The organism is Streptomyces sp. NPDC102490, assembly GCF_044765285.1.
GTDB lineage: Bacteria > Actinomycetota > Actinomycetes > Streptomycetales > Streptomycetaceae > Streptomyces.
Genome location: NZ_JBIWJU010000010.1, coordinates 214,264 through 236,054 on the forward strand (window position 1 = coordinate 214,264; position 21,791 = coordinate 236,054).

16 protein-coding genes are annotated in these 21,791 nt (G+C 71.5%); 11 read left to right on the forward strand and 5 right to left on the reverse strand.

Features of this window, described 5'->3' with window-relative positions:
* The first annotated feature begins 219 nt into the window (after positions 1-219).
* From ACIRGB_RS24125 to aroQ, 3 genes are all read left to right on the forward strand, one after another.
* The gene (locus ACIRGB_RS24125) at positions 220-1,221 is read left to right on the forward strand and encodes a TerC family protein (protein WP_403868665.1); all 1,002 of its coding nucleotides are present in this window, start codon (positions 220-222) and stop codon (positions 1,219-1,221) included.
* Positions 1,222-1,378: 157 nt separating this feature from the next.
* Positions 1,379-2,479 carry a calcium:proton antiporter gene (locus tag ACIRGB_RS24130; protein ID WP_403868668.1) on the forward strand — a complete coding sequence of 367 codons (1,101 nt, stop codon included), beginning with the start codon at positions 1,379-1,381 and terminating at the stop codon, positions 2,477-2,479.
* Between the two features lie 91 nt (positions 2,480-2,570).
* Positions 2,571-3,044 carry a type II 3-dehydroquinate dehydratase gene (aroQ, locus tag ACIRGB_RS24135; protein WP_403868671.1) on the forward strand — a complete coding sequence of 158 codons (474 nt, stop codon included), beginning with the start codon at positions 2,571-2,573 and terminating at the stop codon, positions 3,042-3,044.
* Positions 3,045-3,254: 210 nt separating this feature from the next.
* Here aroQ and ACIRGB_RS24140 read toward each other — a convergent pair whose 3' ends face one another.
* Together ACIRGB_RS24140 and ACIRGB_RS24145 are read right to left on the reverse strand one after the other, a co-directional pair.
* Positions 3,255-3,911: an MBL fold metallo-hydrolase gene (locus ACIRGB_RS24140; RefSeq protein WP_403868674.1), complete on the reverse strand. Its 657-nt coding sequence runs from the start codon at positions 3,909-3,911 to the stop codon at positions 3,255-3,257.
* Between the two features lie 50 nt (positions 3,912-3,961).
* Positions 3,962-4,648 (reverse strand): maleylpyruvate isomerase family mycothiol-dependent enzyme, encoded by a 687-nt coding sequence (locus ACIRGB_RS24145; protein ID WP_403868677.1) that lies wholly within the window; start codon positions 4,646-4,648, stop codon positions 3,962-3,964.
* A gap of 222 nt (positions 4,649-4,870) precedes the next feature.
* On the opposite strand from ACIRGB_RS24145, the gene uvrA reads away from it, so the two are divergent.
* Positions 4,871-7,924, forward strand: coding sequence for an excinuclease ABC subunit UvrA (gene uvrA / locus ACIRGB_RS24150; protein WP_403868679.1), 3,054 nt, complete (start codon positions 4,871-4,873; stop codon positions 7,922-7,924).
* Positions 7,925-7,972: 48 nt separating this feature from the next.
* Here the strand turns inward: uvrA and ACIRGB_RS24155 are convergent, their stop codons facing one another.
* Together ACIRGB_RS24155 and ACIRGB_RS24160 are read right to left on the reverse strand one after the other, a co-directional pair.
* Entirely contained in the window at positions 7,973-8,881 is a 909-nt protein-coding gene (locus ACIRGB_RS24155) for a carbohydrate kinase (RefSeq protein WP_403868682.1), read from the reverse strand.
* Positions 8,878-9,963 (reverse strand): LacI family DNA-binding transcriptional regulator, encoded by a 1,086-nt coding sequence (locus ACIRGB_RS24160; protein WP_403868685.1) that lies wholly within the window; start codon positions 9,961-9,963, stop codon positions 8,878-8,880. Before ACIRGB_RS24160 ends, ACIRGB_RS24155 begins: the two co-directional genes overlap by 4 nt.
* Before the next feature lie 279 nt (positions 9,964-10,242).
* On the opposite strand from ACIRGB_RS24160, the gene ACIRGB_RS24165 reads away from it, so the two are divergent.
* Positions 10,243-10,668, forward strand: coding sequence for a Rieske (2Fe-2S) protein (locus ACIRGB_RS24165; protein ID WP_403868688.1), 426 nt, complete (start codon positions 10,243-10,245; stop codon positions 10,666-10,668).
* 40 nt (positions 10,669-10,708) lie between these two features.
* Here the strand turns inward: ACIRGB_RS24165 and ACIRGB_RS24170 are convergent, their stop codons facing one another.
* Entirely contained in the window at positions 10,709-11,659 is a 951-nt protein-coding gene (locus ACIRGB_RS24170) for a hypothetical protein (RefSeq protein ID WP_403868691.1), read from the reverse strand.
* Positions 11,660-12,010: 351 nt separating this feature from the next.
* On the opposite strand from ACIRGB_RS24170, the gene uvrC reads away from it, so the two are divergent.
* The 6 genes from uvrC to gap all read left to right on the forward strand — a co-directional run bounded on the left by uvrC (position 12,011) and on the right by gap (position 21,657).
* On the forward strand, positions 12,011-14,170 hold the full coding sequence (gene uvrC / locus ACIRGB_RS24175) for an excinuclease ABC subunit UvrC (protein WP_403868694.1): 2,160 nt from the start codon (positions 12,011-12,013) through the stop codon (positions 14,168-14,170).
* The gene (rapZ, locus tag ACIRGB_RS24180; RefSeq protein ID WP_403868697.1) at positions 14,167-15,183 is read left to right on the forward strand and encodes an RNase adapter RapZ; all 1,017 of its coding nucleotides are present in this window, start codon (positions 14,167-14,169) and stop codon (positions 15,181-15,183) included. Before uvrC ends, rapZ begins: the two co-directional genes overlap by 4 nt.
* 7 nt (positions 15,184-15,190) lie before the next feature.
* Positions 15,191-16,282 carry a uridine diphosphate-N-acetylglucosamine-binding protein YvcK gene (gene yvcK, locus ACIRGB_RS24185; RefSeq protein WP_403868700.1) on the forward strand — a complete coding sequence of 364 codons (1,092 nt, stop codon included), beginning with the start codon at positions 15,191-15,193 and terminating at the stop codon, positions 16,280-16,282.
* Positions 16,273-17,262 (forward strand): DNA-binding protein WhiA, encoded by a 990-nt coding sequence (gene whiA / locus ACIRGB_RS24190; RefSeq protein ID WP_030185801.1) that lies wholly within the window; start codon positions 16,273-16,275, stop codon positions 17,260-17,262. The genes yvcK and whiA overlap by 10 nt, the downstream gene beginning before the upstream one ends.
* A 175-nt stretch (positions 17,263-17,437) precedes the next feature.
* On the forward strand, positions 17,438-20,419 hold the full coding sequence (locus tag ACIRGB_RS24195) for a M14 family zinc carboxypeptidase (RefSeq protein ID WP_403868704.1): 2,982 nt from the start codon (positions 17,438-17,440) through the stop codon (positions 20,417-20,419).
* A gap of 227 nt (positions 20,420-20,646) precedes the next feature.
* Positions 20,647-21,657 carry a type I glyceraldehyde-3-phosphate dehydrogenase gene (gene gap, locus ACIRGB_RS24200; RefSeq protein WP_403868707.1) on the forward strand — a complete coding sequence of 337 codons (1,011 nt, stop codon included), beginning with the start codon at positions 20,647-20,649 and terminating at the stop codon, positions 21,655-21,657.
* Positions 21,658-21,791 lie beyond the last annotated feature (134 nt).

Consider the following 21,791-nt stretch of genomic DNA (forward strand, 5'->3'; position numbering starts at 1 on the left):
CAAATCTCTTTACCTTCCCTTGGGGATTGGGGTACTGTCGTCCGTACGGAGGGGAGTACTCCCTGTCTGTGCGGCGTTCCCGTCAATACGGATCAGGCCAGATCCCGGGGCGTCGGCCCGTGGTTCCGGGCGCATCGCGCGTCCCGGACCCCTGGGTGGAAGAGACCTCCGGCAGCGACGACGCTGACATCTGCCGTGTGACGTACTGCCGGAGGCGTAGTGGAAGTTTCGGTGACCCTGTGGGTCCTTACCATCGTGGGCCTTGCCGCCCTCATCGCGGTCGATTTCTTCATCGGCCGCAAACCGCACGACGTATCGATCAAGGAAGCCGGCATCTGGACCGGCGTCTGGATCGCCCTGGCGGGCCTCTTCGGGCTCGGCCTGCTCCTCTTCGGGGGCGGTGAGCCCGCCGGCGAGTTCTTCGCGGGCTTCATCACCGAGAAGTCGCTGAGCGTGGACAACCTCTTCGTCTTCGTGCTGATCATGGCGAAGTTCGCGGTCCCCTCGCAGTACCAGCAGCGGGTTCTGCTCATCGGTGTCCTCATAGCCCTGATCCTGAGGGCCGTCTTCATCGCCGCGGGTGCCGCGATCCTGGCCAGCTTCGCCTGGGTCTTCTACATCTTCGGTGCCTTCCTCATCTACACCGCCTGGAAGCTCATCCAGGAGGCGCGGGCCGACGAGGAGGACGAGGAGTTCGAGGAGAACAAGCTCCTCAAGGCCGCCGAGCGACGCTTCGGTGTCGCCGACCGGTACCACGGCACCAAGCTGTGGATCGAGGAGAACGGCAAGCGGATCATGACCCCGATGCTGGTCGTGATGCTCGCCATCGGCACCACCGATGTGCTCTTCGCGCTGGACTCCATCCCGGCGATCTTCGGTCTGACGCAGGACCCGTACATCGTGTTCACGGCCAACGCGTTCGCCCTGATGGGTCTGCGTCAGCTGTACTTCCTCATCGGCGGTCTGCTGAAGAAGCTGGTCCACCTCTCCTACGGCCTGTCCGTGATCCTGGGCTTCATCGGCGTCAAGCTGGTGCTGCACGCCCTGCACGAGTCCGGCGTCCATGTCCCGGAGATCAGCATCCCGGTCTCCCTCGGCGTGATCTGCTCCGTCCTGATCGTCACCACGATCACCAGCCTCCGTGCCTCGAAGAAGCAGGCCGAGGCGGACGCGGCGGCCGCCGGGAGCGGCGAGGCGTCGAAGGACAGCGTCGAGGCCTGATACACCCGGGCCCGGGGAGCGGTGAACGGCGGGAGCCGTTCACCGCTCCCCGCGTGTTCGGCCGCGTGTTCGGCGGGCCCGCAGGGCCCATGGGCTCGTTGGATTCGGGCCGGAGATCCGGAATGCGGGGCCCGTCGCCCTCTGCGACGATCACCGCATGGTCACCGGTCCCAGGGCGCTCCTCGCACAGTGGACGACCGTCACGCCCGTGATCGCGGTCGTGCTGCTGGCCTTCACCTGGGGCCGTCCGCTGCCCGGCGCGGTCGTCGCGCTGCTCACGATCGTCCTGGCGGCGTCGGTCCTGGCCGCCGTGCACCACGCCGAGGTGGTCGCCCACCGGGTCGGCGAGCCCTTCGGCTCCCTGGTCCTCGCCATCGCGGTCACGGTCATCGAGGTCGCGCTGATCGTGACCCTGATGGCGGACGGCGGCGACAAGAGCGCGACCCTGGCCCGGGACACGGTCTTCGCGGCCGTCATGATCACCTGCAACGGCGTCGTCGGCCTCAGTCTCCTGGTCGCCTCCCTGCGACACGGGATCGCGGTGTTCAACCCGGAGGGCACCGGCGCCGCCCTCGCGACGGTGGCGACCCTGGCCACCCTCAGCCTGGTGCTGCCGACCTTCACCACCAGCGCGCCCGGGCCGGAGTTCTCCACCGTGCAGCTGACCTTCGCGGCGCTGTCCTCGCTCGTCCTCTACGGCCTGTTCATCGCCACCCTGACCGTGCGGCACCGCGACTACTTCCTGCCGATCACCCGGCAGGGCGAAGTGATCACGAGCGAGGAACACGCCCACGCCCCGTCCTCACGCACGGCCCTGCTCAGCCTCGGGATGCTGGGCCTGGCCCTGATCGGGGTCGTCGGCCTCGCCAAGGGCGTGTCGCCGACCATCGAGGACGGGGTGGCGGCCGCCGGCCTCCACCACGCCGTCGTCGGCGTCATCATCGCCTTGCTGGTCCTGCTCCCCGAGACCATCGCCGCGGTGCGCTCCGCGCGCCGCGACCGGGTGCAGACCAGCCTGAACCTGGCGCTCGGTTCGGCCATGGCCAGCATCGGCCTGACCATCCCCGCCGTCGCCCTGGCCTCCGTGTGGCTCAGCGGGCCGCTGGTCCTCGGCCTCAGCCCCGTCCACCTGGTGCTGCTCGCCCTGACCGTGGTGGTGGCCTCCCTGACGGTCGTGCCGGGCCGGGCCACGCCCTTGCAGGGAGGCGTCCACCTGGTGCTGTTCGCGGCCTACCTGGAACTGGCCGTCAACCCGTAGGCCGCGGCCGGGCCGGCGGAGCACCGTGATAGACCGGGACCGAGCGGCGGTCGCGCAGGGCCGCCGCACCCCCTCACGGACCGGAGGAACCGTGCCCCGCACCCTGGCCAACGCCCCGATCATGATCCTGAACGGGCCCAACCTGAACCTGCTCGGCCAGCGCCAGCCGGAGATCTACGGCTCCGACACCCTGGCCGACGTCGAGGCGCTGTGTGTGAAGGCGGCGGCCGCGCACGGCGGCACGGTGGACTTCCGGCAGTCCAACCACGAGGGCGAACTGGTCGACTGGATCCACGAGGCCCGGCTGAACCACTGCGGGATCGTGATCAACCCCGCCGCCTACTCGCACACGTCCGTCGCCATCCTGGACGCGCTCAACTCGTGCGACGGGCTGCCGGTGGTGGAGGTCCACATCTCCAACATCCACCAGCGTGAGCCGTTCCGGCACCACTCCTACGTCTCGCAGCGCGCCGACGGAGTCGTCGCGGGATGCGGTGTGCAGGGGTACGTCTTCGGGGTGGAGCGGATCGCGGCCCTGGCCGGGGCGGGCTCGGCCCGGACCTGAGACGCCGGGGCCGCCGGCCGGGGGCGGGGATCGGGAGGCCGGCGGCCCCTGCCGCCCAGGAGCCGTCGTTCCTGTGCGCGGCTGCCACCAGTCGACCGCGCCCCACCGGTGCGAGGGGAGCGCGCGCGGACCGCGGATGTGTGCGAACGCTTCACACGGGGCGCGTACGCAGGCGCGAGGGCGCGGGTCAGTGGCCGACGCGCCCCGCCGTCACCAGCCGCGCGCCCGCCATTCCGGCAGGTGCGGCCGCTCCGCGCCGAGCGACGTGTCGTTGCCGTGCCCGGGGTAGACCCACGTCTCGTCCGGGAGCACGTCGAAGACCTTGGTCTCCACGTCGTGGAGGAGACTGGCGAACGCCTTCGGGTCCTTGTGGGTGTTGCCCACACCGCCCGGGAAGAGACAGTCCCCGGTGAACACATGAGGATGCCCGTGCGGGTCGTCGTAGATCAGGACGATGGCGCCCGGGGTGTGTCCGACGAGGTGGCGTGCGGTGAGCTCCACCTGACCCACCCGGATGGTGTCGCCGTCGTCGACCAGGACGTCGGTCGGCACCGGGATGCCCTCGGCGTCGTGCCGGCCGGCGTGGGTGCGGGCGCCGGTGGCCGCGACGACCTCGGCGAGGGCCTGCCAGTGGTCGCCGTGCCGGTGGGTGGTGACGACGGACGCGATGCCGTCGTCACCGATGGTGCCGAGCAGGGTGTGCGCGTCGTTGGCGGCGTCGATCAGCAGTTGCTCGTCGGTGGCCCGGCAGCGCAGCAGATAGGCGTTGTTGTCCATCGGGCCGACCGCGACCTTGGTGATCATCAGGTCCTTGAGCTCGTGCACGTCGGCGGGACCGCCGACCGTCACCTCTCCGCTGTACGTCATGACCGCCAGCCTAGCGCCGGGAGACCGTCCGCAGACCGCCTCCCGCCCGCCTACAGGGGCGGCAGCGCCGGCAGCGGACCGCCCTCCACCGCGAGGGCCGAGCCCTCACGGCGACCGGCGAGCCAGCCGAGCAGATCGGCCGGGGGACCGGTGACGGTCACCTCGGCGGCGTCCGCCTCCCGCCCCGTGCGCCACGCGCGCGTGCCGTCCGTGAGCCGGGTCGGCGGCACCTCGGGGTGACCGGAGAACCGGGCGGCGAGGAAGCCGGTCTCCCGCTCGGTGAACTCCGCCGGAAGGTCCTCCAGCTCGTAGCCGATGCCGAGGTCCACGTGGTGCAGCTCCACCTCGGCCCACCGCCGGAGCGGCACCCGGGAGGCCGAGTCCGTGATCCCGTTGCGCAGCTCCACGGTGCGCGACCAGTCGGCGGGGGCGGCCGAGACGTCCTGGAACCGGGCCGCGCTCTCGCGCACGTCCGCGAGGTGCGCGGCGAGGGGGCGCGGGGCGTCCCGTTCGATGTCGGCGTCCCGGGCGTCGCCGGAGACGTACATGGGGCGTCCTTCGAGGACGTTCACGAGGGCGTCGGCGTTGCGGGCGACGTGGGCGAGGACGTGGCCGCGAGTCCAGCCGGGAAGCCGTGACGACTCCGTCACGGACGCGTTGTCCAGTTTCCCGACCGCGGTGAGCAGCCGCTCGGTCGCGTCACGTACAGACGCCAGGTCATGCGCGTGATCAATCATGCCGCTGACCCTAGACCGCACCACACCTTCGGGTGAAGGAGGTGGACGACCCCCGCAATTCGAATGCACGTGCTATAAGGTCGACAGCGGCGTCGGGCATGCTGGGAAGTCGGGGTTTGTTGACAACCGGTGAATCGACCGGCGTTGTCAGTGGCTCCCCCTAGTCTGAGAAAGACGGGGGCCCCGCCCCTGTCACTTCTCTCAAGAAAGGTGCGGACCGGCGTGGCCGACCGTCTCATCGTCCGTGGCGCGCGCGAGCACAACCTGAAGAACGTCTCGCTCGACCTGCCTCGTGACTCGCTCATCGTCTTCACGGGCCTGTCCGGGTCGGGCAAGTCCTCCCTGGCCTTCGACACGATCTTCGCCGAGGGCCAGCGGCGCTACGTGGAGTCGCTCTCGTCCTACGCCCGGCAGTTCCTCGGCCAGATGGACAAGCCGGACGTGGACTTCATCGAGGGCCTCTCCCCGGCGGTCTCCATCGACCAGAAGTCGACCTCGCGCAACCCGCGCTCGACGGTGGGCACCATCACCGAGGTCTACGACTACCTGCGTCTGCTCTTCGCCCGCATCGGCAAGCCGCACTGTCCCGAGTGCGGCCGGCCGATCTCGCGCCAGTCGCCGCAGGCCATCGTGGACAAGGTCCTGGAGCTGCCGGAGGGCAGCCGCTTCCAGGTGCTGTCGCCCCTGGTGCGCGAGCGCAAGGGCGAGTTCGTCGACCTCTTCGCCGATCTTCAGACCAAGGGCTACTCCCGCGCGCGGGTGGACGGCGAGACCGTCCAGCTGTCCCACCCGCCCACGCTGAAGAAGCAGGAGAAGCACACCATCGAGGTGGTCGTCGACCGCCTCACCGTGAAGGACTCCGCCAAGCGGCGCCTCACCGACTCCGTGGAGACCGCGCTCGGTCTGTCCGGCGGCATGGTCGTGCTCGACTTCGTCGACCTCCCCGAGGACGACCCCGAGCGCGAGCGCATGTACTCGGAGCACCTGTACTGCCCGTACGACGACCTGTCCTTCGAAGAGCTGGAGCCCCGCTCCTTCTCCTTCAACTCGCCCTTCGGCGCCTGCCCCGACTGCTCCGGCATCGGCACGCGCATGGAGGTCGACCCGGAGCTGATCGTCCCCGACGAGGACAAGTCCCTCGACGAGGGCGCCATCCACCCCTGGTCGCACGGGCACACCAAGGACTACTTCGGCCGCCTGATCGGTGCCCTCGCCGACGCCCTCGGCTTCCGCACGGACATCCCCTTCGCGGGTCTGCCGCTGCGCGCCCGCAAGGCCCTGCTGCACGGTCACAAGACCCAGGTCGAGGTCCGCTACCGCAACCGGTACGGCCGCGAGCGCCGGTACACCACGGCCTTCGAGGGTGCGATCCCCTTCGTCAAGCGCCGGCACAGCGAGGCGGAGAGCGACGCGAGCCGTGAGCGCTTCGAGGGCTACATGCGCGAGGTGCCCTGCCCCACCTGTGAGGGCACCCGCCTCAAGCCGCTCGTCCTCGCGGTCACCGTCATGGGCAAGTCGATCGCCGAGGTCTCGGCGATGTCCATCAGCGACTGCGCGGACTTCCTGGGCGAGCTGACGCTCAACGCCCGGGACAAGAAGATCGCCGAGCGGGTGCTGAAGGAGGTCAACGAACGACTGCGGTTCCTGGTCGACGTCGGCCTGGACTACCTCTCGCTGAACCGCGCGGCGGGCACCCTCTCCGGCGGCGAGGCCCAGCGCATCCGGCTGGCCACCCAGATCGGCTCCGGACTCGTCGGCGTGCTGTACGTCCTCGATGAGCCGTCCATCGGCCTGCACCAGCGCGACAACCACCGGCTGATCGAGACCCTCGTCCGGCTCCGGGACATGGGCAACACGCTCATCGTCGTCGAGCACGACGAGGACACCATCAAGGTCGCCGACTGGATCGTCGACATCGGCCCCGGCGCCGGTGAGCACGGCGGCAAGGTGGTGCACAGCGGCTCCGTCAAGGAACTGCTCGACAACCCCGAGTCGCAGACCGGCCTGTACCTGTCCGGGCGGAAGGCCATCCCGCTGCCCGACATCAGGCGCCCGCTGGACCCCTCCCGGCGGCTGACCGTGCACGGCGCCCGGGAGAACAACCTCCAGGACATCGACGTGTCCTTCCCGCTGGGCGTGTTCACGGCGGTCACCGGCGTCTCGGGTTCCGGCAAGTCGACGCTGGTCAACGACATCCTGTACACCCACCTGGCCCGCGAACTGAACGGCGCGCGGAACGTCCCGGGCCGGCACACGCGCGTGGACGGCGACGACCTCGTCGACAAGGTCGTCCACGTCGACCAGTCGCCCATCGGCCGCACCCCGCGGTCGAACCCGGCGACGTACACCGGCGTCTTCGACCACATCCGCAAGCTGTTCGCGGAGACGACGGAGGCGAAGGTGCGGGGCTACCTGCCCGGCAGGTTCTCCTTCAACGTCAAGGGCGGCCGCTGCGAGAACTGCGCGGGCGACGGCACGATCAAGATCGAGATGAACTTCCTCCCGGACGTCTACGTCCCGTGCGAGGTCTGCCACGGCGCCCGGTACAACCGGGAGACCCTGGAGGTCCACTACAAGGGCAAGTCCATCGCCGACGTGCTGAACATGCCGATCGAGGAGGCGACCGACTTCTTCGAGGCGGTGCCCGCCATCTCCCGGCACATGAAGACCCTGAAGGACGTCGGCCTCGGTTACGTCCGGCTCGGCCAGTCCGCGACCACCCTGTCCGGCGGCGAGGCCCAGCGCGTCAAGCTCGCCAGCGAGTTGCAGCGCCGCTCCACCGGGCGCACGGTCTACGTCCTGGACGAGCCGACCACCGGTCTGCACTTCGAGGACATCAGCAAGCTGCTGACGGTCCTCGGCGGCCTGGTCGACAAGGGCAACACGGTCATCGTCATCGAGCACAACCTCGACGTGATCAAGACCGCCGACTGGGTGGTCGACATGGGCCCCGAGGGCGGCGCCGGCGGCGGGCTGGTGGTCGCCGAGGGCACGCCCGAGCAGGTCGCGGGCGTCCCCGCCAGCCACACCGGCAAGTTCCTGCGGGACGTCCTCGGCGCCGACCGGGTCAGCGACGCGCCCGCGGTGAGCGGGCCGCGCAAGGCGGCGAAGACGGTCGCGACCAAGGCCACCGCCAAGAAGACCGCCACGAAGACGGTCACGGGCACGGCCGCCAAGAAGGCGACCGCGAGCAAGACGGCCAAGACAGCCAAGACGACGGCCAAGAAGGCCGCCAAGCCCGCCGCGAAGAAGACCACGCGGACCAGCAAGGGCTGAGTCCGACGGCGGCGGGCCCCACGGGAGCACCCGTGGGGCCCGGCGCCGTCAGGCGGCGACCTCGTGGGCGTACGGCGGTTCCGCGCCCGCGCGGGAGCAGGTGACCGCCGCCGCGCGGGCGGCGAAGCCCAGCAGCCCCGCCCAGCCGTCCGGTCCCAGGGCGGCCACGGCCGCGTCGTCGAGGGCGTCCCGGGCCGCGAGGCCGTGCAGGAGCGCCGCGTTGACCGTGTCGCCCGCGCCGATCGTGTCCACCACCTCGACGCGCTCACCCGGCACCGTGTACTCGCCCCCGTCCCGGACGAACGCCGTCAGACCGTCGCCTCCCCGGGTGACCACGACCGCCGCCGGTCCCGCCGCGAGCCACTCGCGGGGCGTGCCGCCGAGCCACTCGGCGTCCTCGGCGGACAGCTTCAGCAGCGACACCGACGGCAGCCAGCTCTTGAATCGGGCCCGGTAGGCGTCCGGGTCCGGGATCAGCCCGGCCCGGATGTTCGGGTCCAGCGCCGTGAACACGCCCCGCGCGGCCGTCTCGCGCAGCAGCTCCTCGTACGCGCTCGCGCCCGGCTCCAGCACCAGCGAACAGGTTCCGAAGGAGACGGCCCGGGTGCCGGGCGGCAGACCGGCGGGGAGCGCGAACAGCCGGTCGGCCGTCCCGTCCACGTAGAAGGAGTACGCGGCCGAGCCGTCCGCGTCGAGCGAGGCCACGGCGAGGGTCGTCGGCTCGGCCCCGCGCTGCACCGGCGAGACGTCCACGCCGGTCTCGCGCAGCCGGTCCAGCAACGCCTCGCCGAAGGCGTCGTACGACACCCGGGAGCAGAACGCGGCGGGTGAGCCGAGGCGGCCCAGTGCGACGGCCGTGTTGTACGGACCGCCGCCGAGCGCGGGCCGCAGCGCGGCGAGGGCGCCCGTGCCCTGCGGTACCAGGTCGATCAGTGCCTCACCGGCGACGACGATCACGGGAGGGTCCTTTCGTGGGCCTTGGCATGGGCTTGTCCGGACTGCCTGGAGAGTGGTGCGGGCTGCTCGGCACAGCCGCAGGAGTCGCGGTGGACGAAGGTGCAGGGCAGCCGCAGGGTCCGCGCGGGCCGGTCCGGCGCGGCGAGCCGTTCGAGGAGCAGCCGGACGGCCCGCGCCCCGATGTCCCTGCTGGGCTGGGCGACGGCGGTGAGCCGGGGCGAGAAGAGGTCCGCCCAGGCGAAGTCGTCGAAGCAGCACAGCGCGAGGTCGCCGGGCACGGACAGACCCCGGTCCCGCAGGGCGCGCAGGGCGCCGATGGTCATGGCGTTGTTGGCGGTGACCAGCGCGGTGGGCGGCACCGCCAGGGAGAGCAGGCCGGCCGTGGCCCGTTCGCCGCCGGCCGCCTCGGAGTCGCCGTGGACCAGCAGCCGTTCGTCGAAGGGCAGCCCGGCGGCGGCGAGGCCGTGCCGGTACCCGGTGATCCGCTCGCGGGTGGTGCTGAGCCCCGGCCGGCCCGCGACCAGGCCGATCCGGCGGTGCCCCAGTCCGGCGAGATGGCCCACCAGCCGGGTCGTCGGCTCGGCGCTCTCGGCGCAGACCTGGTCGAAGCGCGGGGCGTCCGCGCCCTCCGGCACGTCGACGATCCGGTCGAGGAACACGGCCGGCACCTGGTGGCGCGTGAGGTAGGCGAGGAGACCTTGGGGCTCGGCGGAGGGTGCGACGATCATGCCGTCCACCCGCCGCTCGTGCAGCAGCCGGACCACCTCGCGCTCGTGCTCGGGGTCGTCGTGCGGATCGGCGATGAGCAGGCCGTAACCGTGCTCCAGGGCACTGGCCTCGACGCCTTGCAGGATCTCCGTGAAGTACGGGTTGCTGATCGCCGACACCGCGAGCCCGATGGAGCGGGTGCGGGAGGTCACCAGGGAACGGGCCAGGGTGTTCGTGGTGTAACCCAGCTCTTCGACGGCGTCCAGCACCGCCTGGCGGGTGTGCGGCAGCACCGGGCGGGTGGCGTTGAGCACGTGCGAGACGGTCGCCACGGACACCCCGGCGCTCCGTGCGACATCGGCCATGGTCGCCACCGGCGTCCCCCTTCGCGTGCGGTCGGGCCGTGGCCGGACCGTACCCCATGACCCGGGGGCGCGTAAACGCTTGCGCAAGCGTTTACGCGGCCCCGTCGGAGACCCCACCACAGACCTTGCGGGAGACCTTCGCGCCCGGGCCCCCGGCCCACCGGACCGTCAAGGCCGCCGGATATCGTCGCCCTGCACCCGCACCGCCCACCCGCACGCACGCACGCCTCACCCGCACCCCCCACCCACGCAGCCCCGCCCCTGCCCGCCCCGACCAGTGGAGATTCCATGTCCGGCCGTCCCGCCCCGAGCCGCCGTACCGTCCTGCGTTCGGCGGCCGCCACGCCCGTCGTCGGACTCGGCCTGGCCGCCTGCTCCCCGGGCGACGACGGTGCCGCGCCGGCCAAGCCGACCGCGCCCGTGGACCTCGGCCCGGACGGGGAGGTCGCCAAGGGCGCGACCAAGCTCTTCCCCGACGGCAACGTGGTGGTCAGCCGGGCCGCGGACGGCTCCCTGAAGGCGTTCAGCACGGTCTGCACGCACGCGGGGTGCCCCATCAAGAAGCTGGAGGGGACGAAGCTCGTCTGCAACTGCCACGGCAGCGAGTTCGACGCCCGCACCGGTGAGGTGCTGCACGCCCCGGCGACCGTGCCACTCGCCGAACTGCCCGTCGAGGTGAAGCAGGGCCGGATCGTCGCGAGCCCGGGGACCTGACCGGCAGGGGCCGGCAGGGGCCGGCGTCCGCCCGGGCGTCCTACTCCCAGTCCCAGCCGATCCCCAGCATCCCCGACCTGACCCGCGGCTCCACGAAGTGCACCGAGTGGTGCCGTCCGCTGAGCACCAGCTCCTGCCGGCCGCCGCGCGGTGCCGCCGGAGAGTGCTGGGTGAACCGGTGGCAGCGCACCGGAAGGGCCGCGACGTCGAACCGCACCTGGAGCGCGTACTGCCCGCCCGCGGTGCCGAACCCGCGGACGTACTCGCGCGACACACCGGCCGTGCCGTCCTCGACGCCGTAGCGGAAGAGGTGCGTGTCGCCCGCCCGCAGCCGGGTGTCGAAGAGCAGCTCCGTCACGAGGACGCCGGTGTCGTGGTGGGTGCGGACACGTCCGGTGCGGCAGTTCTCCAGCGCGTGGACGGTCATCCGCGCGGGGACGCATCCCGGATCGCCGTAATGGACGGCGACGAAGCGGTCGACGCCGTCCCGGTGGGCGCGGACGATGAGGTGCGACTCGCGGTCCGCCAGCTCACGGCCGGACCCGATCCGGATCCGTTCGTGGTGCCCGAGGATGTGCACCCCGCCGTCCGGCGCCGGGTACTCCAGCTCGGCCAGCAGCCGGTCCAGGACGCCCGAGGCGGCCAAGTGGGCGCGGTAGGAGCGGCCTGCGGGCGGTCGCTCCGCGGTCTCCGCGTCGGCCTCGGAGAGCAGGCGTATCAGCGACTCCTCGGGCAGCTGGAGTATCTCCTCCAGGGCCCGTACGGCCCGCAGGGACTCCGGACGCTGCGGACGCCGGGCGCCCTGCTGCCAGTAGCTCAGACTCGTGACGCCCACTTTCACTCCGTGGCGCGACAGATGGTGCTGCACGCGCTGGAGCGGCAGTCCGCGGGCGGCGATCGCCGCCCGCAGGGCGACGTGGAAGGGGCCACCGCGCAGGGCCGAGTCGAGTTGCGCGGTGGCGACGTCCGCGTGCTGTGTGGCGTGCGGCATGCAGGGGGCCCTTCTGTGAAGTTCACGACGGCTGGTCAGACCGCCGACACGGATCGGACGGGGCCGCCCGCCCCCGTCGCGGCGCAGAGTCTTCACATCCGTACGCCGCGCTTCAGGGCCCCGAGTCCCCCCGCATTGAAGCGTGTTGCCCTAGTCCCGACAACACCTGGCGCCCGACCGTCGCGCGCTCCTGGCCGAGAACGCTCGGGCCCGCCGTCCCGGGGGCCACCCGGCGTGACCGACCGGCCCCGCACCGTCGTCCCCGCCCTTGCCCGCGGGCCGTCCACAGGGGGCCGGCCCGTCGTCCACAGCCCCGCCGGAGTGTCGGTCCGCGCCAGTAGGGTGTGAGTCATGGCCGACCCCTCCAGCTACCGCCCCAGGCCGGGAGAGATCCCGGACTCCCCGGGGGTGTACAGGTTCCGTGACGAGCACCGCCGGGTGATCTACGTCGGAAAGGCGAAGAGCCTGCGCCAGCGCCTGGCGAACTACTTCCAGGACCTGGCGAACCTGCACCCGCGCACCCGCACCATGGTCACGACGGCCGCGTCCGTGGAGTGGACCGTGGTGTCCACGGAGGTGGAGGCGCTCCAGCTGGAGTACTCCTGGATCAAGGAGTACGACCCCCGGTTCAACGTCAAGTACCGCGACGACAAGAGCTACCCGTACCTCGCGGTGACGATGAACGAGGAGTTCCCGCGCGTCCAGGTGATGCGCGGCCAGAAGAAGAAGGGCGTGCGCTACTTCGGGCCGTACGGGCACGCCTGGGCGATCCGCGACACCGTCGACCTCCTGCTGCGCGTCTTCCCGGTGCGCACGTGCTCCGCGGGCGTCTTCAAGAACGCCGCCCGCACCGGCCGCCCCTGCCTGCTCGGCTACATCGGCAAGTGCTCGGCGCCCTGCGTCGGCCGCATCACCCCCGACGACCACTGGGACCTGGCCGACGAGTTCTGCGACTTCATGGCCGGCCGCACCGGTACCTACCTGCGCCGCCTGGAGCGGCAGATGGCCGAGGCGGCCGAGGACATGGAGTACGAGCGGGCGGCGCGCCTGCGGGACGACATCGGGGCCCTCAAGAAGGCCATGGAGAAGAGCGCGGTGGTGCTCGCCGACGCCACCGACGCCGATCTGATCGCGGTCGCCGAGGACGAGCTGGAGGCAGCCGTCCAGATCTTCCACGTGCGCGGCGGACGCGTGCGCGGCCAGCGCGGCTGGGTCACCGACAAGGTGGAGGAGATCACCACCGGCGCCCTCGTCGAGCACGCCCTCCAGCAGCTGTACGGCGAGGAGAGCGGCGACGCCGTCCCCAAGGAGGTCCTGGTCCCCGCGCTGCCCGACCCGGTGGAGCCCGTCCAGCAGTGGCTGACCGAGCGCCGCGGGTCGGGGGTGTCGCTGCGCATCCCGCAGCGCGGCGACAAGAAGGCGCTGATGGAGACCGTCCAGCGCAACGCCCAGCAGGCCCTCGTCCTGCACAAGACCAAGCGTGCCTCCGACCTGACGACGCGCTCGCGCGCGCTGGAGGAGATCGCCGAGGCCCTCGACCTGGACAGCGCCCCGCTGCGGATCGAGTGCTACGACATCTCGCATCTCCAGGGCGACGACGTCGTGGCCTCCATGGTCGTCTTCGAGGACGGGCTGGCCCGGAAGAGCGAATACCGGCGGTTCCAGATCAAGGGCTTCGAGGGACAGGACGACGTCCGTTCCATGCACGAGGTCATCACCCGCCGCTTCCGCCGCTACCTCGCCGAGAAGGAGAAGACCGGCGAGTGGACGGACGGCGAGGGACTGACCGACGGCGACCGGCGCGCGGACGGCGCGAGCGGGGCGGACGGCATGGGCGGGGCGGACGGCATGGGCGGTGCGGGCGCCACGGACGACGCCGCGGCACTCACCGACGGCCCCGCGCTCAAGGACGACGACGGGCGGCCCAAGCGCTTCGCCTACCCGCCGCAGCTCGTCGTCGTCGACGGCGGGCAGCCGCAGGTCGCGGCCGCCCAGCGGGCGCTGGACGAGCTGGGCATCGACGACATCGCCGTGTGCGGTCTCGCCAAGCGCCTGGAGGAGGTCTGGCTGCCCCGCGAGGACGACCCGGTCGTCCTGCCCCGCACCAGCGAGGGCCTGTACCTGCTCCAGCGGGTCCGCGACGAGGCCCACCGCTTCGCGATCACCTACCAGCGCGCCAAGCGCGCCAAACGGTTCCGTTCCAGTCCGCTGGACGACGTGCCCGGTCTGGGGGAGACCCGCAAACAGGCGCTGATCAAGCACTTCGGTTCGGTGAAGAAGCTGCGGTCGGCGACGATCGACCAGATCTGCGAGGTGCCCGGCATAGGCCGCAAGACGGCCGAGACCGTCGCCGTGGCCCTCGCCCGGGCCACCCCGGCCGCGCCCGCCGTGAACACGGCGACCGGAGAGATCATGGATGAGGACGACGGGGCACCCGAGACGACGGCGGATGCCCCGGGGGAGCCCGTGTCCGCGGGCTCCCCGGACGAACGACGGGGGCAGGAGAGATGACCGAGCACGAGGTACGGCCCGCAGCGGGACGAGAACAGACACAGCCCGCGACGCGAAGAGAACAGACCGGGCACACAGCCGACCGGGAACAGACCCGCGACGACGGAGCACAGGTGAGTACGGGCAAGGAAACGGCCGGGGCGCACGAGGCGGCCATCCCCGAGCTGGTGATCATCTCCGGCATGTCCGGGGCCGGCCGCTCGACGGCCGCCAAGTGTCTGGAGGACCTGGGCTGGTTCGTCGTCGACAACCTGCCGCCCGCGCTGATCCCCACCATGGTGGAGCTCGGCGCCCGCTCGCAGGGCAACGTGGCCCGCATCGCGGTGGTCGTCGACGTCCGCGGCCGGCGCTTCTTCGACAATCTGCGCGAATCCCTGGCGGACCTCGACGCCCGGGGCGTCACCCGCCGGATCGTCTTCCTGGAGTCCTCGGACGACGCCCTGGTGCGCCGCTTCGAGTCGGTGCGCCGCCCGCACCCCCTCCAGGGCGACGGCCGGATCGTCGACGGCATCGCCGCCGAGCGGACGCTCCTGCGCGAGCTGCGCGGCGACGCCGACCTGGTCATCGACACCTCCAGCCTCAACGTCCACGAGCTGCGCGCCAAGATGGACGCCCAGTTCGCCGGCGAGGAAGAGCCCGAGCTGCGGGCCACGGTGATGTCCTTCGGCTTCAAGTACGGCCTCCCGGTCGACGCCGACCTCGTCGTCGACATGCGTTTCCTGCCCAACCCGCACTGGGTCCCGGAGCTGCGCCCCTTCACCGGCCTCAACGAGGAGGTGTCGAGCTACGTCCTCAACCAGCCCGGGGCCAAGGAGTTCCTCGACCGCTATGCCGAGCTGCTCCAGCTGATCGCGGCGGGCTACCGTCGGGAGGGCAAGCGCTATGTGACCGTCGCCGTCGGCTGCACCGGCGGCAAGCACCGGTCCGTGGCCATGTCGGAGAAGCTCGCCGCCCGGCTCGCCGCCGAGGGCGTGGAGACGGTGGTCGTCCACCGGGACATGGGACGGGAATGACAGGGGAATGACAGGACGTACTCCGCGGCTGAGCAGGCTGCGCCGGGTGGTGCCCGAGGGACGCGGCGGCAGACCCGCCGACACCCGGGCCGCCCGGCCCGAACAGGCGCGCGGCGGCAAGCCGCGCCGCCGGGGCGCCCAGCCCAAGGTCGTCGCGCTCGGCGGCGGCATGGGCCTGTCCGCCTCGCTCGCCGCGCTGCGCCGGATCACCGGCGACCTCACCGCCGTCGTCACCGTGGCCGACGACGGCGGCTCCAGCGGGCGCCTGCGCGACGAGCTGGGCGTCCTGCCGCCCGGCGACCTGCGCAAGGCGCTGGCCGCGCTGTGCGGGGACGACGACTGGGGCCAGACCTGGGCCCGCGTCATCCAGCACCGCTTCCAGTCCCAGGGCGACCTGCACGAACACGCGGTCGGCAATCTGCTGATCGTCGCCCTGTGGGAACAGCTCGGCGACCACGTCCAGGCGCTGGACCTGGTGGGCAAGCTGCTCGGCGCGCACGGGCGGGTGCTGCCCATGTCCGCCGTCCCGCTGGAGCTCCAGGCCCTGGTCAGGGGCCACGACCCGGAGCGGCCCGACGCGGTGGACACCGTACGGGGGCAGGCGACCGTGGCGCTCACGCCCGGCGAGGTGCAGTCCGTGCACCTGGTGCCCAGCGACCCGCCGGCCGTCCACGAGGCGGTCGACGCCGTCCTGGACGCCGACTGGGTGGTGCTCGGCCCCGGCTCCTGGTTCTCCTCGGTCATCCCGCACCTGCTCGTGCCGGATCTGCTGGACGCGCTGGTCGAGACGAAGGCGCGCCGGGTGCTCTCGCTGAACCTCGCCCCGCAGCCCGGAGAAACTGAGGGCTTCTCCCCGCAGCGTCATTTGGAGGTTTTGGGACGACACGCCCCTAAACTCGCCCTGGACGTGGTGCTGGCCGACGAGGCCGCCGTGCCCGACCGTGACTCGCTCACCGACGCCGCGAAACGGTTCGGCGCCGCGGTCGAGCTGGCTCCGGTCGCCCGGACCGACGGGACCCCGAGGCACGACCCGGAGCTGCTGGCCGCCGCGTACGACCGTATTTTTCGGATGCATGGAAGGATCGGCCCATGGCGATGACGGCAGCGGTGAAGAGCGAGATCTCCCAGCTCCCCGTCACCCGGACCTGCTGCAGAAAGGCGGAGGTCTCCGCCGTCCTGCGGTTCGCCGGCGGCCTCCACCTGGTGAGCGGACGCATCGTGATCGAGGCGGAGCTGGACACCGGGAACGCGGCGCGACGGCTCAAGCGGGACATCCTGGAGATCTTCGGGCACAGCTCGGAGCTGATCGTGATGGCTCCGGGCGGGCTGCGCCGCGGTTCGCGCTTCGTCGTCCGGGTGGTCGCGGGCGGTGACCAGCTGGCCCGGCAGACCGGCCTCGTGGACGGCCGGGGACGCCCGATCCGGGGCCTGCCGCCGCAGGTGGTCTCGGGCGCCACCTGCGACGCCGAGGCCGCCTGGCGCGGGGCCTTCCTGGCCCACGGCTCGCTCACCGAGCCCGGTCGCTCCTCCTCCCTGGAGGTGACCTGCCCGGGCCCCGAGGCGGCACTCGCCCTGGTCGGCGCCGCCCGCCGGCTGTCGATCCCCGCCAAGGCCCGCGAGGTGCGCGGCGTGGACCGGGTCGTGGTCCGCGACGGCGACGCGATCGGCGCCCTGCTCACCCGGCTCGGCGCCCACGACTCGGTGCTGGCCTGGGAGGAGCGCAGACTGCGGCGCGAGGTCCGCGCCACCGCCAACCGGCTCGCCAACTTCGACGACGCCAACCTGCGCCGTTCCGCCCGCGCGGCCGTCGCCGCAGGCGCCCGGGTGCAGCGCGCCCTGGAGATCCTCGCCGACGACGTGCCCGAGCACCTCGCCGCCGCCGGGCGCCTGCGCATGGAGCACAAGCAGGCCTCCCTGGAGGAGCTGGGCGCCCTCGCCGACCCGCCGCTGACCAAGGACGCCGTCGCCGGACGCATCCGCCGCCTGCTGGCCATGGCCGACAAGCGGGCCTCGGACCTCGGCATCGCCGGTACGGACGCCAACCTCGGCGAGGAGCTGGCCGACAACCTGGTCGGCTGACCGGACCGGCAGCACCGCCAACGAGCCGGTGCCGTCGCCCACTTGGGTGACCGGCACCGGCTTTCGCGTGTCCCAGCCGCACTCTTGACTCGATCATGAGCTGTCATGAGCCTGGCATCTGTTCGCTGCTGTGGCGGACCCAGGCCTGTCGGACAGGCCCCACCCAGGGGGTTTCATGAGACGAAGAGCGAGATCGATCCTCGCCGTCGGCGCGCTCCTGATCGGCGGAGCGAGCTTCGCGCCCATCGCCCAGGCACAACCCGCGGACCCGGGGACCCCGGACGCGAACGAAGTGAAGGTCTTCCGCGCCGACGTCACCCGGGAGCAGGTACCCCTGCTGCTGGCCGCCGGCCAGGACGGCCACGAACTCGGCGAGCAGGTACCCGCCCGCGGTACGGCCGCCGTCGAGCTGTACCTCACCGGGAAGCAGGCCGGCACGCTGGAGAAGCAGGGCGTCGACCTCACCGAGCACACCCTGTCCGCCCAGGCCGAGAAGCGGGTCGAGAGCGCCGCCGACGGCGTCTTCCGCCCCTACAGCGGCAGCGGCGGACTGCGCGAGGAGATCCTGCGCACCGCCCAGGAGAACCCCGGCCTGACCAAGGTCGTCTCCATCGGCAAGACCGTGAAGGGCCAGGACATCCTGGCGCTCAAGCTCACCCGGCACGCGAAGCAGTCGAAGGACGGCGCCAAGCCGTCCGTCCTCTACATGTCCAACCAGCACGCCCGCGAGTGGATCACCCCGGAGATGACCCGGCGGCTGATGCACCACTACCTGGACAACTACCAGAAGGACCGGCGGATCAGGCAGGTCGTCGACTCCACCGAGCTGTGGTTCGTCCTGTCGGCCAACCCCGACGGTTACGACTACACCTTCGAGAACACCGACCACCGCCTCTGGCGCAAGAACCTGCGCGACGTCAACGGCGACGGCACCATCAGCACCGGCGACGGCGTCGACCTCAACCGCAACTTCGCCTACAAGTGGGGCTACGACGACGAGGGCTCGTCCCCCAACCCCACCAGCGAGACCTACCGCGGCGCGAGCCCCGGCTCCGAGCCCGAGACCAAGGCACTCGACGCCTTCCAGAAGCGGATCGGCTTCACGTACGGCATCAACTACCACTCCGCCGCCGAACTCCTCCTCTACGGCGTCGGCTGGCAGGTGGCCACCGACACCCCGGACGACGTCCTCTACAAGGCGCTGGCCGGAACCCCCGACAACTCCGCGATCCCCGGCTACCACCCGCAGGTCTCCTCGGAGCTGTACACCACCAACGGCGAGGCCGACGGACACGCGGCCAACGTCAACGGCATGGCGATGTTCACCCCGGAAATGTCGACCTGTCAGACGGCCTCCGACGCGGACCCCGACGACCAGTGGAACGCGCGCGACTGCCGGTCGGGCTTCACCTTCCCCGACGACGAGAAGCTGATCCAGGAGGAGTTCGCCAAGAACATCCCCTTCGCCCTCTCCGTCGCCGAGAGCGCCGCCCACCCCGACCGGCCGTCCTCCTCCGTCGGCCTGGACGCCGCCGACTTCACCCCGGCCCCCTTCACCACCTCCTACGCGCGCGGCGCCGACCAGGAGGTCTCCGTCGTCGTCCGCAAGTCCGTGCGCGACAAGGAGCTGAGGTACCGCGTCAACGGCGGACGCACCCACGACACGACGCTGCGGCCCTGGCGGGGCGGCGAGACGTACGGCGGTGCGGACAACCTCTACTTCGACGAGTACCGGGCCCGGGTCAGGGGCGCCGGCCCCGGCGACCGCGTCGAGGTCTGGTTCAGCGGCGAGCGGCCGCGGGGCAGCCACGACCGGCACGGGAAGCACGGCAAGCGCACCGAGAGCGAGCACTTCACGTACACGGTCGCCGAGCGGCCCCGCGCCGACGTCCTCGTCGTCGCCGAGGAGGGCGCGAAGGCCGCGCAGACCCGGACGTACGTCGACGCGCTCAAGGCCAACGGCCGGCGCGCGGCCGTCTGGGACGTCGCCACGCAGGGCGCTCCCGACGCGCTCGGCGTCCTCGGCCACTTCGGCACCGTCGTCCACTACACGGGCGCCGCGGTGCCCGGCAACGCCACCCAGCTCCAGCTGCGCGCCTTCCTCAACGAGGGCGGCAAGCTGATCGAGGCCGGCGAGCAGGCCGGCGGCGAGGTCGACCTCGGCGGCGGCACCCTCTCCGACGACTTCAGCCAGTACTACCTGGGCGCCTACACCCGCACCTCGACCTCCGGCGCCACCGGCTTCACCGGCTCCGGCAAGCTCGGCACGGCGGGCGGCACCCTCGGCGACGCCCCCGGCAACCCGCTGGACGCCGCCGGGACCTACAGCGTGACCTCGGACGAGCTGGACCCCGGCACGTACCCGCAGTTCGCCAGCGAGGGCGCCGGGAAGTTCGCCGGGACGGTCAACCCGTACGGGCCCTACGCGGGGGAGTGGATGGCCGCCGCCGTCCACACCGACGACTCCTACAAGCGCCTGACCCGCACCGTCGACCTCACCGGTGTCACCGCCGCCGACCGGCCCACGCTCCGCACCCAGCTGCTGTGGGACACCGAACGCGGCTACGACCACGCCCTGGTCGAGGCGCACACCACCGGTGCCGACGACTGGACCACGCTCCCCGAGGCGAACGGCGCCACCGGCACGGCCGTGCCCGCGGACTGCGCGGCCGGGTTCTACCTGGGCGAGCACCCCTGGCTCGGGCACTACCTGACCCAGTCCGACGAGGGCTGCGCCGCCACCGGCACCACCGGGCAGTGGAACAGCCTCACCGGTTCCTCCGGCGGCTGGAAACAGGTCGAGTTCGACCTGAGCGCCTACGCCGGGAAGTCCGTCGAGCTGTCGATCGCCTACGTCACCGACCCCGGCACCGGCGGCCGGGGCGTCCTCGCCGACGAGGCCTCCCTGGTCGTCGGGGGCACGGCGACGCAGACCGAGGGCTTCGAGGCCTCGCTGGGCGCCTGGCGGGTCGCCGGACCGCCCGAGGGAAGCCCCGCCGTCCTGAAGGACTGGACCCGCACCGGGACGCTGTTCCAGACCTACGGCGCGGTCACCACGGACGACACCGTGCTGCTGGGCTTCGGCCTGGAGCACCTCGCCGAGCCGGCCGCCCGCGCGGCACTGGTCCGGCAGGCGCTGCATGCCCTGGACGAGTGAATTCCGGTGTACGGGGGACTGACCCGGTGTAGCGAAATCGGGTGATCGGTCCCCGCCGCCCAGGGCGGTCCGTACCCCTACTGGCGGGTACGGACCGCCCTGCCGGGTATGGGCCGTCTCGATGTCACCCCCGACGCCGTAGGGAGGTAGGGTCGGAGGTGGTCGGGGACATCCCAAATACAGCTCGCCGGCACATCGGGCCGGCGTACCAACGAGGAGATCGGTTCGTGACGATCCGCGTAGGCATCAACGGCTTTGGCCGCATCGGTCGTAACTACTTCCGCGCGCTGCTGGAGCAGGGTGCGGACATCGAGATCGTGGCTGTCAACGACCTGGGTGACACCGCGACCACCGCCCACCTGCTGAAGTACGACACCATCCTCGGCCGCCTCAAGGCGGAGGTCTCGCACACCGAGGACACCATCACCGTCGACGGCAAGACCATCAAGGTCCTGTCCGAGCGCAACCCGGCCGACATCCCGTGGGGCGACCTGGGCGTCGACATCGTGATCGAGTCGACCGGCATCTTCACGAAGAAGGCCGACGCGGAGAAGCACATCGCCGGTGGCGCGAAGAAGGTCCTCATCTCGGCTCCGGCCAAGGACGAGGACATCACCATCGTGATGGGCGTCAACCAGGACAAGTACGACCCGGCGAACCACCATGTCATCTCCAACGCCTCCTGCACCACCAACTGCGTGGCGCCGATGGCCAAGGTCCTCGACGAGAACTTCGGCATCGTCAAGGGCCTGATGACGACGGTCCACGCGTACACGAACGACCAGCGCATCCTGGACTTCCCGCACAAGGACCTGCGCCGCGCCCGTGCCGCCGCGGAGAACATCATCCCGACCACCACGGGTGCCGCCAAGGCCACCGCGCTGGTCCTGCCGCAGCTCAAGGGCAAGCTCGACGGCATCGCGATGCGCGTCCCGGTCCCGACCGGCTCGGCCACCGACCTGGTCGTGGAGCTCCAGCGCGAGGTCACCAAGGACGAGGTCAACGCCGCGTTCAAGAAGGCCGCCGACGACGGCGACCTCAAGGGCATCCTGTTCTACACCGAGGACGCGATCGTCTCCTCGGACATCGTCGGCGACCCGGCCTCCTGCACCTTCGACTCGTCCCTGACCATGGTCCAGGACGGCAAGTCGGTGAAGATCCTCGGCTGGTACGACAACGAGTGGGGCTACTCGAACCGCCTCGTCGACCTCACGGTCTTCGTCGGCGACCAGCTCTGAGCGACTTCTGAGCGACTTCAGCAAGGCACCTCGATGCGGTAGCAGGGCTCGGACAGCGCAAGGTCGCGCTGCCCGGGCCCTGCGTCGCGTCCGCCGCCCCCAGTCCTCGTAGGATCACGAGCGATCCGAGAACC

Bases quoted from the DNA above. Each gene is read 5' to 3' on its own strand.
- ACIRGB_RS24130 (WP_403868668.1), top strand. From the start codon at position 1,379: ATGGTCACCGGTCCCAGGGCGCTCCTCGCACAGTGGACGACCGTCACG.
- ACIRGB_RS24140 (WP_403868674.1), bottom strand. From the start codon at position 3,911: ATGACGTACAGCGGAGAGGTGACGGTCGGCGGTCCCGCCGACGTGCAC.
- ACIRGB_RS24145 (WP_403868677.1), bottom strand. From the start codon at position 4,648: ATGATTGATCACGCGCATGACCTGGCGTCTGTACGTGACGCGACCGAG.
- ACIRGB_RS24165 (WP_403868688.1), top strand. From the start codon at position 10,243: ATGTCCGGCCGTCCCGCCCCGAGCCGCCGTACCGTCCTGCGTTCGGCG.
- ACIRGB_RS24170 (WP_403868691.1), bottom strand. From the start codon at position 11,659: ATGCCGCACGCCACACAGCACGCGGACGTCGCCACCGCGCAACTCGAC.
- uvrC (WP_403868694.1), top strand. From the start codon at position 12,011: ATGGCCGACCCCTCCAGCTACCGCCCCAGGCCGGGAGAGATCCCGGAC.
- rapZ (WP_403868697.1), top strand. From the start codon at position 14,167: ATGACCGAGCACGAGGTACGGCCCGCAGCGGGACGAGAACAGACACAG.
- yvcK (WP_403868700.1), top strand. From the start codon at position 15,191: ATGACAGGACGTACTCCGCGGCTGAGCAGGCTGCGCCGGGTGGTGCCC.
- whiA (WP_030185801.1), top strand. From the start codon at position 16,273: ATGGCGATGACGGCAGCGGTGAAGAGCGAGATCTCCCAGCTCCCCGTC.
- ACIRGB_RS24195 (WP_403868704.1), top strand. From the start codon at position 17,438: ATGAGACGAAGAGCGAGATCGATCCTCGCCGTCGGCGCGCTCCTGATC.